Here is a 17,748-nt window from a genome sequence, read left to right on the forward strand (position 1 = left end):
GGAGGAATTTCATGACACTGACAGCTGAAGTTGTCACATCGGTCAAAGAAAAAGCGAAAAAAGCAAAGCACGTTTCAAAAAAACTAGGTTTACTTCATACAGAGGATAAAAACGAGGCTCTGCTTAAACTAGCAGAAGCGTTAGAACAAAATAGCACCTTCATCTTACAAGAGAATCAAAAAGATATAGATGCTGGGAAGGAAAAGGGCTTCTCAGAGGCACTCTTGGATCGTTTAATGTTAAATGAAGAAAGAATTCATGAGTTTGCCGAAAGCTTGCGGCTTGTGACGAGATTAACAGATCCTGTTGGAGAAATATTGGATGAATGGACTCTTGAAAACGGCTTGCATGTGAAAAGCCGAAGAGTACCGCTCGGCGTGATCGGGATGATCTATGAAGCGAGACCGAACGTCACTGTCGATGCAGCAGGGCTTGCCCTTAAGGCAGGTAACGCAGTGATTTTAAAAGGCGGTTCCTCCGCTATTTCTTCCAACAAAGCCATTGTGAGTGTTATTCATGAAGCGTTGGATCAAACAAAGATTCCGCGTGATGCAGTGCAATTGATTGAACAAACAGATCGTTCATCGGTTCAAGCGATGCTTCATCTAAAAGAATGGATTGATGTCTTAATTCCGCGAGGCGGAGCTTCTTTAATCAAAACAGTGGTTGAACAATCTACGATTCCCGTCCTTGAAACAGGAACAGGAAACTGTCATGTCTTTATTGATCAAACAGCCAATGTGAAAAAAGCCATTGAGATCGTCATCAATGCAAAAACGAATCGTCCAGCTGTATGTAATGCGCTTGAAACGCTGATCATCCATCGCGATTGGCTGAAAGAGAATGCGGCATCATTGAATGAAGCCCTGCAGGAGCACCATGTCACCGTTCATGGCGATGAGGCTGCACTGTCTCATTTTTCAAACGCCATTCCTGCTGAGGAAGTGGACTGGACAGATGAGTATTTAAGTCTTGACCTTGCCGTAAAGGTAGTTGATTCAATCGACGAAGCGATCCACCATATTGAAAAGTACGGTACAAAACATTCAGAAGCCATCGTGACAGAGGATGAAAAGCAGGCACTCACGTTTTTAAACGAAGTCGATGCGGCGGCGGTTTATCATAACGCATCTACTCGCTTTACAGATGGAGGTGCACTTGGATATGGGGCTGAAATTGGCATCTCTACACAAAAACTGCACGCCAGAGGACCAATGGGACTTTCAGCACTCACAACAACGAAGCTGCTTCTTTCTGGTGACGGTCAGATTAGAAGCTAGATGAGATTCAAAAAACACTACCTTTTTCATGGGGGTAGTGTTTTTTTGATGCAGATATTTATTGGCTGGAACAGGTTTTCTTCATCACTTTCTCAAACTTAAAAAATTCAAATTCCTCAGGTGCTGTAGGCTCATTTTTTTGGTCAGTTTCATGAGGTGCGTTTGGATCTGGATGTTTCATATGATAAAACTCCACAATTTGAAAGCCGCATTTATTGACATAGAAATGAATGTTGCGTTTTTCAAAATACGGGGTCACAACCTCCCAAACAATCGTTTCTGGATATTTCGCCTCGATGGCTTTCCATGCAGCCTGACCAATGCCTTTTCCGTGTGAGGATGAAGAGATGTATAATAAGTCAACTGAGTTGTGGTGGGTCTCTTGGTTGATTTTAATGACAACGCCGCCTGCCTTTTCGCCATTTAGCATCATATGATAAACAATGTGTTCATTCGAATGAAAAGATGCATCAATCACATCATCTGGAGGAATCGGTCCATCATGCGCATCGCCAAATGCGTCGATCACGCCAGCTGTAAAAGCTTTCTGTAGCTCAATTTTCATAAAAGGGAAGTCCTCTTTTTTGGCAAGTTCTAATGTCACTTCATGTTGAATGATGTTGTTCATGTTTATATCCTTTCCAAGCGTAGTGGTGTTCTGCATGTTATCATAAAGGGTGGAGTAACTCCATAGTCAAGAGGGGAGCCTTAATGATGATGAATGATGTGCAAAAAACTTTTTTCACTGGAGAATTTGCCAAGTTATTTGATGTAAAGAAAGATACTTTGTTTTATTACGATAAAATTGGTTTATTTAAGCCAGCTGGTGTTCATGAAAATGGGTACCGTTACTATACCCTTGAGCAATTTGATCATTTTATAGCGATTCAATCCCTTCGAGCTGTGCAATTTCCGATAAAAGAGTTAAAACAATATTTCACTGAGCCTTCTCGCGAAAGGCTCCAACGCCTAGCAGCTGAACAAATAGACAAGGTCAAACAAGAGATTGAAAAACTTCAAGATATCCAGTCTTTTCTTATGCGGGTCATGGAGACGACGCAGGAACTATCATCTGTAAAAATAGGAGAGGTGCTGTTTCAAGAGCTCCCAGAAGAACCAGTTGTATTAAGCGTGTCAAACCCGATTGACATGAATACATCCGTAGAAGAAATATCTCGTATTGTTGGACATTTTCTAAAGGAAATTGGCATAAAAGGGGCTGCGGCAAATGGAGCTGTCTTAAAAAAGGAGCAGTTCCTTCAGCGTCAATATCATCAGTCAGATCAGTTGTTTTGCCGAATGGAAGCGCCGGAAGCAGTTAAAAAACCTGCGGGCATTTATGCGGTGATGTATGATCAAGGATCATATGAAGTGATTGAATCTGCTTATTCGCGCTTGTTAGATGAAATTGAAAAAGAGGACATGATGCTGGATGGAGATGTATTTGAGGAGTATTTGCTTCATTCACTCATGTCTAAAGATGAAGCAGAGTATATAACGAAACTCAGTGTAAAAGTGAAAAAGCGTTTAGAGTAACCAAAAAAGGATAGACCGCATGGATGCGAGTCTATCCTTTTTTATCTTTAACCGACTTGATTCTCCGTAAATTGGCTCATATATAAGTCTGCATAGAACCCATTTTGTTTTAAGAGTTCGCTGTGCGTTCCTTTTTCAATGATGGTGCCATCTTTCATGACTAGAATAAGGTCGGCATCTTTGATCGTCGACAGTCTGTGTGCAATAACGAAGCTCGTTCTGCCTTTCATCAACTCATTCATCGCCTTTTGAATGTGCATCTCTGTCCGTGTATCCACACTGCTCGTCGCTTCATCTAGTATTAAGATCTTTGGATCAGATAAAATCGCACGGGCGATGGTTAACAGCTGGCGCTGACCTTGGGACAGATTGCCGGCATCTTCTGTTAAGAGTGTGTCATATCCGTCTGGAAGCGTGCGGATGAAGTCGTCAGCATAAGCATGTTTGGCGGCTTTGATGACATCCTCTTTTGAGACGTTCTGCCTGCCATAGGCAATATTGTCGTGAATCGTCCCTTCAAAAAGCCACGTATCCTGAAGAACCATCGCAAATAAGTCGCGTACTTGCTGACGGCTGAGATCAGTTGTTTTGACGCTGCCGATGCGGATAGAGCCTTGATCTAATTCATAGAAACGCATTAAAAGATTGATGATGGTTGTTTTTCCAGCGCCTGTTGGCCCAACAATCGCAACCGTTTGTCCTTCTTTGACATCTAAACTCAAATCTTTAATAATCGGATGGTCTTTTTCATATCCAAAATGAACTTGTTCAAAGCTCACATTGCCTGAAAGTGATTCAAGGTTAATTGCTGCATCTTCCTCGGCACTTTCTTCTTCCTCATCCAGGATTTCAAACACCCTTTCAGCAGAAGCAATCGCTGATTGAACCAAGTTGGCGACGCTTGAAGCTTGCACGAGCGGCTGAGACATTTGCTGCGTGTATTGGATAAATGCCTGCACATCCCCGACACGAATATTCCCGTTAATCACAAGAATACCGCCGGCTACACTGACTGCCACATAACCTAGGTTCCCGATAAACGTCATCAATGGCATCATTAATCCGGATATGAACTGCGCTTTTCTTGATGATTCATACAGCTGTTCGTTTAATTGATCAAATGTATCAATCGCTTTCTTTTCGTAGCCATATGCACGCACCGTTTGATGCCCTGTGAACATTTCATTAATATGTCCATTGATCATTCCTAACTCTTTTTGCTGCGCTTTAAAATGTTTTTGAGAAAATGACGTAATGCCGCGAATGGCAAACAGGCTGAGCGGCAGTGTTAAACAAACAAGCAATGTCAGCAGCGGACTAATCAAGAGCATCATGACAACAATCCCAATGACCGTGATAACAGATGTAATCACTTGGGTGAGTGCCTGCTGAAGCGAAGTATTAATATTATCAATATCATTCATCACACGGCTCAGCGTGTCCCCATGGGTTGTTTTATCAAAATACCGAAGGGGGAGACGTGTGAGCTTGTCATTTGCTTCTTGCCGTAATTCAGCAATGGTCTGTTGGGAGACACCCGCCATCACATATTGCTGGACAAATGAAAAGAGAGAGGCAACGACATATAAAAGGACAAGCAATAATAAAATACGTGAAATGACATCAAATTGAACGGCTGTTCCTTGAGTAAAGCTGTCAAATAGGGAAGAGGTGGCATCCCCTAGCAGCTTTGGACTAATGACGTTAAAAACGGTTGAACCGACTGCTGCAATGAAAACAAGGATCAGCTGAAATTTTCTCGGTTTCAAATAACCAATCAAACGAAGCAGTGTTTTCTTAAATTCCTTTGGTTTTGCGACAGGCCCTCTAGGGTGGCCACCTTTATGGCCCATGCCGGAAGACATTTTCTTACTCATCCTCGCTCCACCTCCTGACCTTCCTGTGATGCAACAATTTCTTGATAGACAAGATTGTCCTTCAGTAATTGTTCATGTGTTCCGATACCAGCAATTTTTCCTTCATCTAGTACGATGATTTTATCACTATGCTTCACTGTGCTGATTCTTTGCGCCACAATGATTAGAGCGGCATGTGCTTTTTCGGCTTCTAAAGAAGCCCGAAGCTTTGCATCTGTTTTATAATCAAGTGCTGAGAAACTATCGTCAAACAGATAGAATGACGGCTTTCTCACTAGCGCTCTTGCAATAGAGAGACGCTGCTTTTGACCACCAGATAGATTCGATCCACCCTGGTCAATTTCCGCATCGATGCCGCCATCTTTTTGTAAAACAAATTCTTCTGCCTGCGCCGTGCGCAGCGCCTGCCAGACGTCTTCATCGCTTGCATCCTGCCTGCCAAAGCGCACATTATCGGCAATGGTTCCACTAAATAAAACCGCTTTTTGAGAAACATAGCCCATCTGGCTTCTTAGTTTCTTCTGAGGCAGCTCTCTAATGTCTACACCATCTAGTGTAATCCGGCCTTCTGTTGCTTCGTAAAAGCGCGTCATTAGCTGGAGAAGGGTGGTTTTCCCTGATCCTGTACTTCCGATAATAGCTGTCGTTTCACCGGTTTTGGCTTCAAACGTAATGTCTTGAACCGCCGGCTTTTCCGCATTTGAGTAATAAAATGACACATCCTCAAAGCGAATGGATTGTGCGGGCGCACGAAGGTCAGTAACCGTTCCTACATTGTCTTGAATTTTCGGTTCCATGTTTAACACTTCGTTCATGCGTTTAGCTGATGCTTGTGCTCTTGGGACCATAATGAAACTCATTGACAGCATAATAAGTGCCATCAAAATCATCATCGCATATTGGATAAAGGCAATAAGATTCCCAACTTCCATCTCTCCGGCATCAATTCGGTTTGCACCAAGCCAGACAATGCCGATATTTGTGAAGTTCATGATGATGAGCATAAATGGAAACAAGTAAGCCATTAAACGGTTGACTCTAAGACCGGTATCCTTGTAGGATGTGTTGGCTTCTTGAAAACGTTCCTTTTCATCATCTACACGGTTAAAAGCACGAATGACCCGGATGCCTGAAAGAGATTCTCGCATAATTAAATTCAGCCGGTCTGTTTTTTTCTGAAGCTGGCCAAAGAGCGGAATGGCTTTCCTCGATACTAAATAGATAAATCCGCCAAGAAGGGGAAGGGCTGCTAAAAAGATGAGAGACAGGACAGCATCGCGGGATACAGCCAAAATAATTCCGCCCACAAGCATGAGCGGGGCTCTCGTCATCATTTGTAAAATCATGATCGTAACATCTTGGACTTGTTTCACGTCATTTGTCGATCTTGTAATAAAGGAAGACGTTCCGATCTTTTGAAATTCTTCTAGTGAAAATTGTTCAACATGCACAAATAATTGTCTTCTCATATCACGCCCGAAGCCAAGTGCAGTCTTTGAGGACAAGTAAGACTTCCAGATCGTGAGCAAGATGGCAAGTAAAGAACAAGCCACCATCCAGCCGCCAACCTTCCATATATAAGCAATATCTCCTTGGACGATCCCAACATCGACGATATCTGCCGTAAGCGTCGGTAAATACAGCTGGAGCATACTGCTTAAAAAGGTGAGGATCACAATGGACACAACGGATAGCCGATATGGCTTTAAAAACGATAAAATTGATTTCATACAAATACCTTTCTTCCATATAGTGTGTTGTTCTGTAACTCATCATATACAAAGTGGGATTATTTCCACAAATGAAATGTCTTGTTTTAATGAATTATTTATATTGTTCAATTTTAGAAAAGAAATCCTTCACAAACACATAAAAATCATGAGCAGAAGGAGACATTTCTCTTGTTTTAGAAGCAATAATTCCAACAGTTCTTCTCACCTGCGGAAAATCGATCGGAATTTTCGCTGTAAATCGAGGTGTGGTTTCATAAAAAGCACTTTCGGGTAATAAGGTAACGCCCATACCTGCTGATACGAGACCTTTAATGGCGTCTAAATCTTCTCCTTCAGATGAAATGGTTGGCTCATAGCCTGCCTGCTTACAAGCATCAACCGCAATTTGTCTCAGGACATATCCTTCCGGAAATAACACGAAATGATCTTTTCTTAAATCACTTAAATGAATACTCCTTTGTCCGCTAAAGGGGTGGCTGACAGGAAGCAAAGCATAAATGCTTTCTGAAAACAAAATATTTCCTTCAATTTGAGGATCGTTTGTCGGAACAGGTCCTAAAAAGGCAAGATCAATATCTCGATTTTTTACAGCTTCAATGAGAAATTTATAGGATCCTTGACGAAGTAAAAAATCGACCTCTGGGTATTCCTGCTTAAAGGCGGAAATGACAGAAGGCAGTACTTGGCTTGCTAGGCTAGTAGGAAAGCCGATATTGACGGTTCCTTTGTGCGGATCTAAATATTCATCAATTTGCTCTTTCGCATAATCAATGGCTTTTAGTGCCGTTCTGACATGATCTAAAAATTGTCTGCCGATCTTCGTTAATTTGATATTTCGTCCTTCTCGTTCGAATAAGGCCACTCCAAGTTCTTCTTCTAAATTCGCAATCTGCCGGCTGATAGCAGATTGGGCAACATGTAAGTTTTCAGCCGCTTCTGACACGTGTTCACGGTCTGCGACTTCTACAAAATAACGCAACTGACGAAGCTCCATTTTTACACTTCACACCCATCTATCTCAAAAAGAGATTGTTTTCATCTAAATTATATATTGTTTATATTAATTTGAAAACTTAAAATAAGTTACAGAGTTTGTGAGATTTTATTACTGTGAAAAAACGGATCTTTTAAACGGGGGAGAGAAACGATGACTTATAATCAACTACCACAACCACAAGGTCTCTACCGTCCTGAATTTGAACATGATGCATGTGGGATCGGACTGTACGCTCATTTAAAAGGGGAAGCGACACACAGCATCGTCAAAAAGGGATTACAAATGCTGTGCCAGCTTGATCACCGCGGCGGGCAAGGCAGTGATCCGTATACAGGTGATGGTGCCGGCTTAATGGTACAGCTGCCAGACGCTTTCTTTAGAAAAAGCTGCAAAGACTTTGCACTTCCTGAAAAGGGCCGTTACGGGGTAGGGATGGTCTTCTTTTCAAAAGAGGATGACGAGAAAACGCGTCAAGCCATCGAGCAAAAAATCAACGGATTCATTAAGCAAGAAGGTCAAACATTAATTGGCTGGAGAACAGTTCCTGTTGATGCCGGGAAAATTGGTACTGTCGCAGCGAAGAGCTGCCCGGTTGTGAGGCAAGTCTTTATCGGGGCAAACGACAACATCACAGATGGTCTGTCATTTGAAAGAAAATTATATGTCATTCGGAAGCAGGCTGAGAACTGGGGAACAGCAGAGGAAAAGCAATTTTACTTTGTCAGCTTGTCGAGTCAAACCATTGTATACAAGGGGCTTTTAACATCAGATCAAGTCGATGCTTTTTATCTTGATCTTCAGGATGAAACATTTGTTTCTGCATTTTCACTTGTTCATTCACGATTTAGTACAAATACATTTCCTACATGGGAAAGGGCTCATCCAAACCGTTACTTGATTCACAACGGTGAAATTAACACATTAAGAGGAAACATCAATTGGATGAGAGCAAGAGAACAACAATTCGTGTCTGAAGCCTTCGGAAACGATTTAGACAAGATTTTGCCAGTGCTGAATGCAGACGGAAGTGATTCATCCATTTTAGACAATGCCTTTGAATTTTTCGTACTTGCAGGGCGAACTCCTGCTCATACAGCAATGATGCTGATTCCTGAGCCTTGGACGGAGAATACGCACATGTCAAAAGAGAAACGGGCATTTTATGAATACCATAGTTCTCTTATGGAGCCGTGGGATGGGCCAACAGCCATTTCCTTTACTGATGGTAAACAAATCGGTGCCATCTTAGATCGTAACGGACTAAGACCTGCGAGATACTACGTTACAAATGATGATCATATTATTTTCTCTTCTGAGGTCGGCGTAATCGACACAAATGAAGAGGATGTGAAGTATAAAGATCGTCTTGAGCCAGGTAAAATGCTGCTAATTGATTTAGAAGAAGGACGTATTATTTCTGACGAAGAAGTGAAATCTTCGATTGCGAATGAACTTCCTTATCAAAAATGGCTCGATGAAGAAATGGTTCACGTCAATCGCTCTGAAGAAAATTCAGAAAATTCTAGTATAATGGATGATTTATTGACGCGCCAGCGCGCATTCCATTATACGTACGAGGACATTCAAAAATATTTAATTCCTTTACTAGAAGAAGGAAAGGACCCAATCGGCTCGATGGGAAGTGATACACCGCTTGCTGTGTTATCAGATCGTGCGCAGTCGCTGTTTTCTTATTTTAAACAGCTGTTTGCTCAAGTGACAAACCCGCCAATTGATGCCATTCGTGAGCAGCTCGTTACATCGACCATGACTTGGTTAGGTGCTGAGGGAGATATTTTACATCCAAATGAATATTCATGCCGAAGAATTAAACTTTATACACCTGTTTTAACAAGCGGGCAGTTTAACGGCTTGAAAACGATTGTTCACAATGCCTTTAAAAGCAAAACGATTCATACACTTTTTACAGATGACCTAAGACGCGGTCTGGATGCAATGTTTGAAGAGGCAGAAAAAGTGATCCGTGAAGGTGTATCTTTATTAATCCTTTCCGATCGTGAAATGACGGAAGAAAAAGTGCCGATTCCACCTCTTCTTGCATTAAGTGCACTGCATCAGCATCTTGTGCGTCAAGGCTTACGGACAAAGGTGAGTCTGATCGTTGAATCTGGAGAAGTAAGAGAGGTCCATCATTTTGCCGCACTGATTGGCTACGGAGCAGATGCCATTCATCCTTACCTTGTGTATGAAACGTACAAACAGTTGATTGCAGAAGAAGCGATCTCTTTCAGCTTTGATGAAGCAGTCACAAAGTTTGGTAAAAGCGTAACCGAAGGTGTCGTCAAAGTCATGTCTAAAGTAGGGATTTCTACTGTGCAAAGCTACAGAGGAGCGCAAATCTTTGAAGCCGTCGGCATTAGTGAAGACGTCATTCAGGCGTATTTCACAGGAACAGCTTCTCAGCTTGGCGGGATTGACCTTGAGACCATTGCACATGAAGCAAAACTCCGTCATGAAGCGGGGTATCAGGCAGCGACTGACCAAACACTCGAATCAGGAAGTGATTTTCAGTGGAGAAAAAATGGTGAGCACCATGCCTTTAATCCAAAAACGATTCATACGCTTCAGTGGGCATGCCGCAATGAAGATTACGATCTATTTAAGCAATATACAAAGGCTGCGGACGAAGAAAGAATCGGCTTCCTTCGAAATTTATTTGCTTTCCAGCCAAAACAAAAACCAGTTCGTTTGGAAGACGTTGAATCTGCTGAATCCATCGTGCGCCGGTTCAAGACAGGTGCTATGTCATTTGGATCTTTAAGTAAAGAAGCGCATGAAGCACTTGCGATTGCCATGAACCGAATTGGCGGTAAAAGTAACAGCGGAGAAGGCGGAGAAGATCCTGCGCGCTTTACAGTTGACGAGCACGGCGATGATCGCAGAAGTGCGATTAAACAAATTGCTTCTGGACGCTTTGGCGTAAAGAGCCATTATTTGGTCAATGCAGATGAACTGCAAATTAAAATGGCGCAGGGAGCAAAACCTGGAGAAGGCGGACAGCTGCCAGGTAATAAAGTATACCCTTGGGTTGCCGATGTACGCGGATCTACTCCAGGCGTCGGATTGATTTCACCACCGCCTCATCATGATATTTATTCTATCGAGGATTTGGCGCAGCTGATCCATGATTTGAAAAACGCCAACCGTGATGCCCGCATCAGTGTCAAACTTGTGTCAAAAGCAGGCGTTGGTACGATTGCAGCAGGTGTTGCAAAAGGGACGGCGGATGTCATTGTAATCAGTGGATATGACGGCGGAACAGGAGCTTCGCCGAAAACAAGTATTAAACATACAGGACTTCCTTGGGAGCTTGGATTGGCAGAAGCGCATCAAACCCTTGTATTAAACGGTCTTCGAGAGCGAGTCGTTCTTGAGACAGATGGCAAATTAATGACAGGACGCGATGTTGTCATGGCTGCGATTTTAGGAGCAGAAGAATACGGCTTTGCGACAGCTCCACTTGTTGTTTTAGGGTGCGTCATGATGAGAGCATGCCACTTAGATACTTGCCCAGTCGGTGTCGCAACTCAAAACCCTGAACTTCGCAAAAAATTTATGGGTAATCCTGATCACATTGTCAACTTCATGATGTTTATTGCAGAGGAAGTAAGAGAGATTTTAGCTGAACTTGGCTTTACATCAATGGATGAATTGATTGGGCGTACGGATGTTTTATCCGTGAGCGAAAGAGCAAAAGCACACTGGAAAGCAGGTCAGCTAGACCTTGAAACACTGCTTTATCAGCCAGAAGGAGCTCGTACATTCAGAACACCGCAAAATCATAAAATTGATGAATCACTGGATATGAATGAAATTCTCCCTTATGTACAGGAAGCGCTGAATCATCAAACACCGGTTGATCTATCATTGAATATTCGCAATATCAATCGTGTGGCGGGAACCATTACTGGAAGTGAAGTGTCTAAGCGCTACGGAGAAGAAGGCTTGCCAGAGGATACGATCACACTAAGGTTCACTGGTTCCGCAGGACAAAGCTTCGGCGCATTTGTACCAAAGGGCATGTCTCTTTATTTAACAGGTGATTCAAATGATTATATCGGCAAAGGACTCTCTGGAGGCAAAATTGCGGTTAAAACCTCTGATCACTTTGTACAAATTGGACATGAAAACGTCATTGTCGGAAACGTCGCATTCTACGGAGCGACAAGCGGAAAAGCCTTTATTAACGGACGTGCAGGTGAACGCTTTGCCGTTCGTAATTCAGGGGTGCATGTGGTCGTTGAAGGAATCGGTGATCACGGCTGTGAATACATGACAGGCGGGCGTGTCGTCATTTTAGGAGACGTCGGAAAAAACTTCGGTGCAGGCATGTCTGGCGGCGTAGCTTACGTCCATACATCCGATGCGAAACAGTTCAAAAGAATGTGCAACATGGAAATGATCATGTTTGAAAAACTCACAGATCACGATGAAGAGCAAGAAGTAAAACAGCTGATTAAAGAGCACCTTCACTATACAAACAGCGTAAAAGCTTCGGCACTTTTAGAAAATTGGGCGCAAGAAAAGGATCAATTCATCAAGGTCATTCCGAGAAATTACAAAATGATGCTTCAAAGTATTGAAGAACAAAAACAAGCGGGCCTTAGTCATGAAGAAGCTGTTATGTTCGCATTTGAAGCAAACACAAAACCGAAAAATCAAGAAACGGCAAACGGGCAAAAAGCAGCCCTCGCTCATTAAGAAAGGGGAGAGGACAATGGGCAAAGCAACAGGTTTTATGGATTATAAAAGAGAAAAGCCAAATGAACGTGACCCTCTCACTCGTCAAAATGACTGGAAAGAATATTCAGCTCCTTATACAGATGAGGTATTAAAACAGCAGGGTGCTAGATGTATGGATTGCGGAACACCGTTTTGTCAAATTGGGATGGAGATCAGAGGCGGCGTTTCTGGCTGCCCGATCTACAATTTAATTCCAGAATGGAACGATCTTGTCTATCGCGGGAGATGGAAAGAAGCGCTTGAAAGACTACAAAAAACGAACAATTTCCCTGAATTTACTGGGAGAGTATGTCCAGCGCCTTGTGAAGGGTCATGTACAGTCGCGATCAATGATCCAGCTGTTTCGATTAAAAATATCGAACGCACGATCATTGATAAAGGCTTTGAAAATGGCTGGATTACACCTAGAATTCCTTCAAGCCGTACAGGGAAAAAGATCGCCATTGTCGGATCAGGACCAGCAGGACTTGCAAGTGCTGATCAATTAAACCAAGCAGGTCATGCCGTTACAGTATTTGAACGGTCTGACCGCCTTGGCGGACTGCTGACATACGGCATTCCAAACATGAAGCTGGACAAAGAAGTTGTTGAGCGCAGAGTCAAACTGCTAAGACAAGAAGGCATTGATTTTGTAACGAACACAGAAATCGGCGTGGATGTCACTGCCGATGAACTGAAAGAACAGTTTGATGCGGTCATCCTTTGTACAGGTGCACAAAAACAGCGTGACCTGTTAATTGAAGGCAGAGAAGCAAAAGGGATTCATCTGGCAATGGATTATTTAACACTTGCAACAAAAAGCATGCTTGATTCAGGATTTAAAGATAAAAACTTTATTGACGCAAAAGGTAAAGACGTGATTGTCATTGGTGGAGGAGATACAGGTGCTGACTGCGTCGCAACTGCACTTCGCCAAAAAGCAAAAAGTGTTGTTCAATTCGGAAAGCATCCAAAGCTTCCGGATACACGTGTAGGGGATAACATGTGGCCTGAACAGCCTTACGTCTTTTCACTCGATTATGCTTATGAAGAAGCACAAGCTAAGTTCGGGGAAGATCCGCGTCAATATTCCATTCAAACCACAAAAATTGTGGCAGATAAAAATGGAAAATTAAAAGAGCTTCATACGATTCAAATGGAAAAGGTGAAAAACGAGCATGGGAAGTTTGAATTTCATGAGATTCCAGGAACAGAAAAAGTATGGCCGGCTCAGCTAGTCTTTATTGCAATTGGTTTTGAGGGAACTGAACAGCCACTCGTGAAACACTTTGGCGTGGACAGCAAAAACAATCGCATTGACGCAAAGTATGGGGAGTATACAACAAATGTAGAAGGCGTATTTGCAGCGGGAGATGCAAGACGCGGGCAAAGCTTGATTGTCTGGGCAATTAATGAAGGCAGACAAGTGGCGCACGAGGTAGACCGTTATTTAATGGGGAGTTCGGTTCTGCCAAAATAGGTCAAACAAAGGGTGTTTACACATATAAAGAAAAGCCATGACCAACTAGTGGTCATGGCTTTTTATGATTCAGAAGATGTAATTTTACTTACTTCGTCATATTTAAAGGATGAACGTACCGTGACAAACGCAGAAGTGCGCGTTACGCTTAAAGTAGCAACATATCACCCAAAGAAAGTACGATTGGCAAATCATTTGTGTTTAGCAACTATATGAAGACAAATACGGCTTTTTCTCCCGCAGAAGAGGAAATGTGAACCGTCATAAGATGAAGAATCTGATGATTCTGGCATGACCTATGAAACGAACAATGATTTAAAAATGAATGCTCACATTATGATCGTTGAGTAAAATTTGCCGTCGTCACACAACATGAAAAAAGGTACCAAGGGAACAGTCCTGTACAGCCGCCAGAGTATGCGAGAAATAAAAACATGTATTTTAAATCTATGTTTAAATGATGGTACTTTCTAAAAATGATCACATGAGGGGTGTTTTATCATGAAAGAAAGACTCGTATTAGTGGGGAACGGTATGGCTGGTATTCGAAGCCTCGAAAACATTTTAAAAATTGACAGCGAACGATTTGAGATGACGGTATTTGGAAGCGAACCGCATCCCAACTATAACCGGATTCTTTTATCGAAGGTGCTTCAAGGAGATACGAAAATTGAAGATATTACACTAAATGATTGGAAATGGTATAAGGCGCATCATATTCAGCTTTTTACAAATGAAACCATTGTGAAGATCGATACAGAAAATCAAACAGTCACCAGTGATCAAGGACGGACCGTGCCTTATGACCGGTTGATTTTAGCAACTGGGTCACTTCCGTTTATTTTGCCGATTCCAGGAAGTGATAAAAAAGGTGTGACGGGTTTTCGGACATTGCAAGATACAGAGGAAATGGTCAATGTCTCTCACATGTACAAAAAAGCAGCAGTCATTGGGGGCGGGCTTCTTGGACTGGAAGCGGCACGCGGTCTACTTAACTTAGGCATGGAAGTGAATGTCATTCACCTCTGCTCTCATTTAATGGAACGCCAGCTAGACCCTACTGCAGGTCAGCTTCTCCAAAAAGCATTAGAGGAACAGGGTATGAACTTTCTATTGGGAAAACAGACAACTGAGATTTTAGGAGATACAAGAGTAGAAGGATTATCATTTTCAGATGGCTCAACACTCGAGACTGACCTCGTCATCATGGCTGTAGGAATTAAACCAAGTAAAATGCTTGCAGAAATAAGCGGTCTTGAAGTGAACCAAGGCATTATCGTCAATGATTTCATGGAAACAAGTGTACCGGGCATTTATGCAGTCGGAGAATGTGCAGAACACAGAGGACAAACGTACGGTCTTGTTGCGCCTTTATACGATCAAGCGAATGTGCTTGCTGGGCATTTATGCGGCATGAATCCTGCCCCATATGAAGGTTCTGTGATGTCAACACAGCTGAAAGTGTCAGGAGTTGATGTATTCTCTGCTGGTGATTTTATTGAAAACGATGAGAAAAAAGCGATCAAAATTTTTGATGAACAAAAAGGCATTTACCAAAAACTAGTCTTCCAGCAAAACCGTTTAGTTGGTGCCGTCATGTTTGGAGAAACAAATGATGGGCCCCGCCTATTTTCGTACATTAGAGAAGGGGTAGATATGTCGGATATGGAGAAGGTATCTGTCCTAACCTCAAATGATTCAGCGCAAGAAAGCACGATTGAAAGCATGTCAAACGACCATATCGTTTGCGGCTGCAATGGGGTCTCAAAGGGTCAGATTGTGGAAGCCATTCATAAAGAAGGCTTAACAACACTTCAGGAAGTCAAGCAATGTACAAGTGCCTCACGATCATGCGGAGGCTGTAAACCCGTTGTCGAAGAGATTCTTTGGCACACGTTGGGCGAGAGTGCGAACCGAACAGCTCAAAAAGAAACCATCTGCGCCTGCACCACTCTTTCACGAGATGAGGTCATTCACGAAATCAAAGAGAAGGGCTTGCAGCATATCAAGGAAGTCATGAGCGTACTTGACTGGGCGATAGAGGAGGGCTGTTCAAAATGCCGACCTGCCTTGAACTACTATTTAGGCATGCTTCAACCTCTTGAGTACAAAGATGAAAGGAGCTCAAGATTTGTGAATGAACGCTTGCATGCCAATATTCAAAAAGATGGCACTTATTCAGTTGTTCCGAGGATGTACGGTGGCGTCACAAATGCAAAGGACCTGAGAAAAATAGCTGATGTCGTCGACAAATATGAAATACCGCTTGTGAAAATGACTGGCGGTCAGCGTATTGACCTTCTAGGTGTCAAAAAAGAAGATTTACCTAAGGTGTGGGCAGACCTGGATATGCCTTCTGGTTATGCATATGGAAAATCTTTAAGAACGGTCAAAACTTGTGTTGGAGAACAATTTTGCCGGTTCGGCACACAGGACTCAATGGCTCTTGGCATTGCACTTGAAAAGAAATTCGAAGGTCTTGCGACACCGCATAAAGTCAAATTGGCTGTCTCTGCTTGCCCTAGAAACTGTGCAGAGTCTGGCATTAAGGACCTCGGCATTGTGGGAATTGATGGAGGATTCGAATTGTACGCTGGTGGAAATGGAGGCACGCACCTGCGGGCTGGCGATTTATTGATGAAGGTCAGTACAGCTGAAGAAGTAGAGGAAGTGGCAGCTGCATATCTTCAATATTACAGAGAAACGGCAAATTATTTAGAAAGAACCTCTGCTTGGGTTGAACGACTTGGATTAGATCATATTCAATCAGTACTTCTAGATGATGAGAAACGAGAAGCCTTGATCGAAAGAATGGACATCGCACTTTCAACATATGAAGAGCCTTGGCAGGAGCTTCGCGGGAGTCAAAAAGATTCGAAACAATTATTTCAAAAAGCGACGGCTTCTGTATCAATCAATTGAAGGGATGGGATCATATGACAGGTTCAGTTGTAAAAGTTCACATTGGCACCTTATCAGATTTTCCGCTGCAGCTAGGAAAAACAGTAGCAGCAGGTACTCTTGAATTAGCTGTTTTTCAAACCTCTAATCAGCAGTTCAAAGCCATTGAAAATCGCTGTCCTCATAAAGGCGGTGTACTAGCTGAAGGAATGGTCAGCGGGGATCATGTCTTCTGTCCAATGCATGATTGGAAAATCGAACTTTCATCAGGGAATGTTCAAGCACCAGATCATGGATGCGTTCAAACATATGAAACATTGGTTGAGGGGAACGAGGTCTTTGTTTTATTGCCCTCATAAGTCGTTTAGAACCTTCCTTTCATGTATATGCTGTATGTAAATAGAGCAAGAAAGGAAGGAATCTTCGTGCCGTTTCTTAGTATTTTGATCGAGCTCTTTATCGGGTTTTCCGCATTGTTTTTAATTACAAAATTATTAGGGAAAACACAATTTGCACAAATTACGCCGTTTGATTTTATTTCTGCACTAATTTTAGGGGAAATGGTCGGAAACGCCATTTTTGATCCAGAAGTCAAAATTCAGCACATTTTATTTGCTGTTGCGGTATGGGGTGTCCTCATCTACACAGTTGAATGGTTTTCACAGCGCTTTAAAGGAATTCGAGCCTTTTTAGAGGGGAGACCGACACTTGTCATTGATCAAGGGAAAATTCACTACAATCGTTTAAAGAAAAATATGCTTGATCTCAATCAGTTGCAGACATTAATTCGCGCGAAAGGCCATTTTGCCCTGAATGAAATTGAATATGCCATTTTGGAAACAGATGGATCGGTGAGCGTTCTTCCGAAAATGAAATACGCAACAGCCACCGCAGAAGATGTGAACGTGAAGGGAAAAGAAGTCAAATTGCCTAGAACGTTTATTATTGATGGTGAAATTTTAAAAAAAGATTTACAAGAAGCTGGTTTCGATGAAACATGGCTGAGAGAGCAATTAAAAAAGAAGCATATTTCTTCTTATCGAGACGTTCTATTTTGTGAATGGATTGAAAATGAAGGGATTTATGCGATGAAATATGAAAAGTCTAAAAAACACCCATAACATGGGACTGACCCCATAAGATGAGACAAATAAAAAACACCTTCAAGTTTGAAAACGGATCGTTGTGATCCGAAATAAAA

The 17,748-nt window shown here is 42.4% G+C and carries 11 protein-coding genes; 7 read left to right on the top strand and 4 right to left on the bottom strand.

Annotated features, from left to right (window positions below):
- The first annotated feature begins 11 nt into the window (after positions 1-11).
- Positions 12-1,280, top strand: coding sequence for a glutamate-5-semialdehyde dehydrogenase (locus SB660_RS15200; protein ID WP_339162771.1), 1,269 nt, complete (start codon positions 12-14; stop codon positions 1,278-1,280).
- 58 nt (positions 1,281-1,338) lie between these two features.
- On the opposite strand, the gene SB660_RS15205 is transcribed toward SB660_RS15200, so the two are convergent.
- A complete protein-coding gene (locus SB660_RS15205; protein WP_268497071.1) occupies positions 1,339-1,908 on the bottom strand; it encodes a GNAT family N-acetyltransferase in 570 nt (189 codons plus the stop codon).
- 86 nt (positions 1,909-1,994) lie between these two features.
- Here SB660_RS15205 and SB660_RS15210 point away from each other — a divergent pair, with 86 nt between their 5' ends.
- Complete coding sequence (locus SB660_RS15210; protein ID WP_410583168.1) at positions 1,995-2,816, top strand: MerR family transcriptional regulator; 822 nt, start codon at positions 1,995-1,997, stop codon at positions 2,814-2,816.
- 47 nt (positions 2,817-2,863) lie between these two features.
- On the opposite strand, the gene SB660_RS15215 is transcribed toward SB660_RS15210, so the two are convergent.
- From SB660_RS15215 to gltC, 3 genes are all read right to left on the bottom strand, one after another.
- Entirely contained in the window at positions 2,864-4,693 is a 1,830-nt protein-coding gene (locus SB660_RS15215; protein WP_410583157.1) for an ABC transporter ATP-binding protein, read from the bottom strand.
- Positions 4,690-6,423, bottom strand: a complete 1,734-nt coding sequence (locus SB660_RS15220) for an ABC transporter ATP-binding protein (RefSeq protein ID WP_410583159.1) — start codon at positions 6,421-6,423, stop codon at positions 4,690-4,692. The genes SB660_RS15215 and SB660_RS15220 overlap by 4 nt, the downstream gene beginning before the upstream one ends.
- 94 nt (positions 6,424-6,517) lie before the next feature.
- Positions 6,518-7,420, bottom strand: coding sequence for a glutamate biosynthesis transcriptional regulator GltC (gene gltC, locus SB660_RS15225; protein ID WP_061408151.1), 903 nt, complete (start codon positions 7,418-7,420; stop codon positions 6,518-6,520).
- A gap of 153 nt (positions 7,421-7,573) precedes the next feature.
- Between gltC and gltB the strand changes: the two genes are divergently transcribed.
- The 5 genes from gltB (at position 7,574) to SB660_RS15250 (ending at position 17,668) form a co-directional block, all read left to right on the top strand.
- Positions 7,574-12,145, top strand: coding sequence for a glutamate synthase large subunit (gene gltB, locus SB660_RS15230; RefSeq protein WP_339162761.1), 4,572 nt, complete (start codon positions 7,574-7,576; stop codon positions 12,143-12,145).
- A 16-nt stretch (positions 12,146-12,161) separates the two neighbouring features.
- The gene (gene gltD / locus SB660_RS15235) at positions 12,162-13,646 is read left to right on the top strand and encodes a glutamate synthase small subunit (protein WP_169057192.1); all 1,485 of its coding nucleotides are present in this window, start codon (positions 12,162-12,164) and stop codon (positions 13,644-13,646) included.
- Between the two features lie 501 nt (positions 13,647-14,147).
- A complete protein-coding gene (gene nirB, locus SB660_RS15240) occupies positions 14,148-16,568 on the top strand; it encodes a nitrite reductase large subunit NirB (protein ID WP_410583162.1) in 2,421 nt (806 codons plus the stop codon).
- Between the two features lie 14 nt (positions 16,569-16,582).
- Positions 16,583-16,906, top strand: a complete 324-nt coding sequence (gene nirD / locus SB660_RS15245; RefSeq protein ID WP_410583164.1) for a nitrite reductase small subunit NirD — start codon at positions 16,583-16,585, stop codon at positions 16,904-16,906.
- A 27-nt stretch (positions 16,907-16,933) separates the two neighbouring features.
- Positions 16,934-17,668, top strand: coding sequence for a DUF421 domain-containing protein (locus SB660_RS15250; protein WP_186306841.1), 735 nt, complete (start codon positions 16,934-16,936; stop codon positions 17,666-17,668).
- Positions 17,669-17,748: the final 80 nt, after the last annotated feature.

Source organism: Bacillus sp. SIMBA_005, from assembly GCF_046535585.1.
GTDB lineage: Bacteria > Bacillota > Bacilli > Bacillales > Bacillaceae > Bacillus > Bacillus pumilus.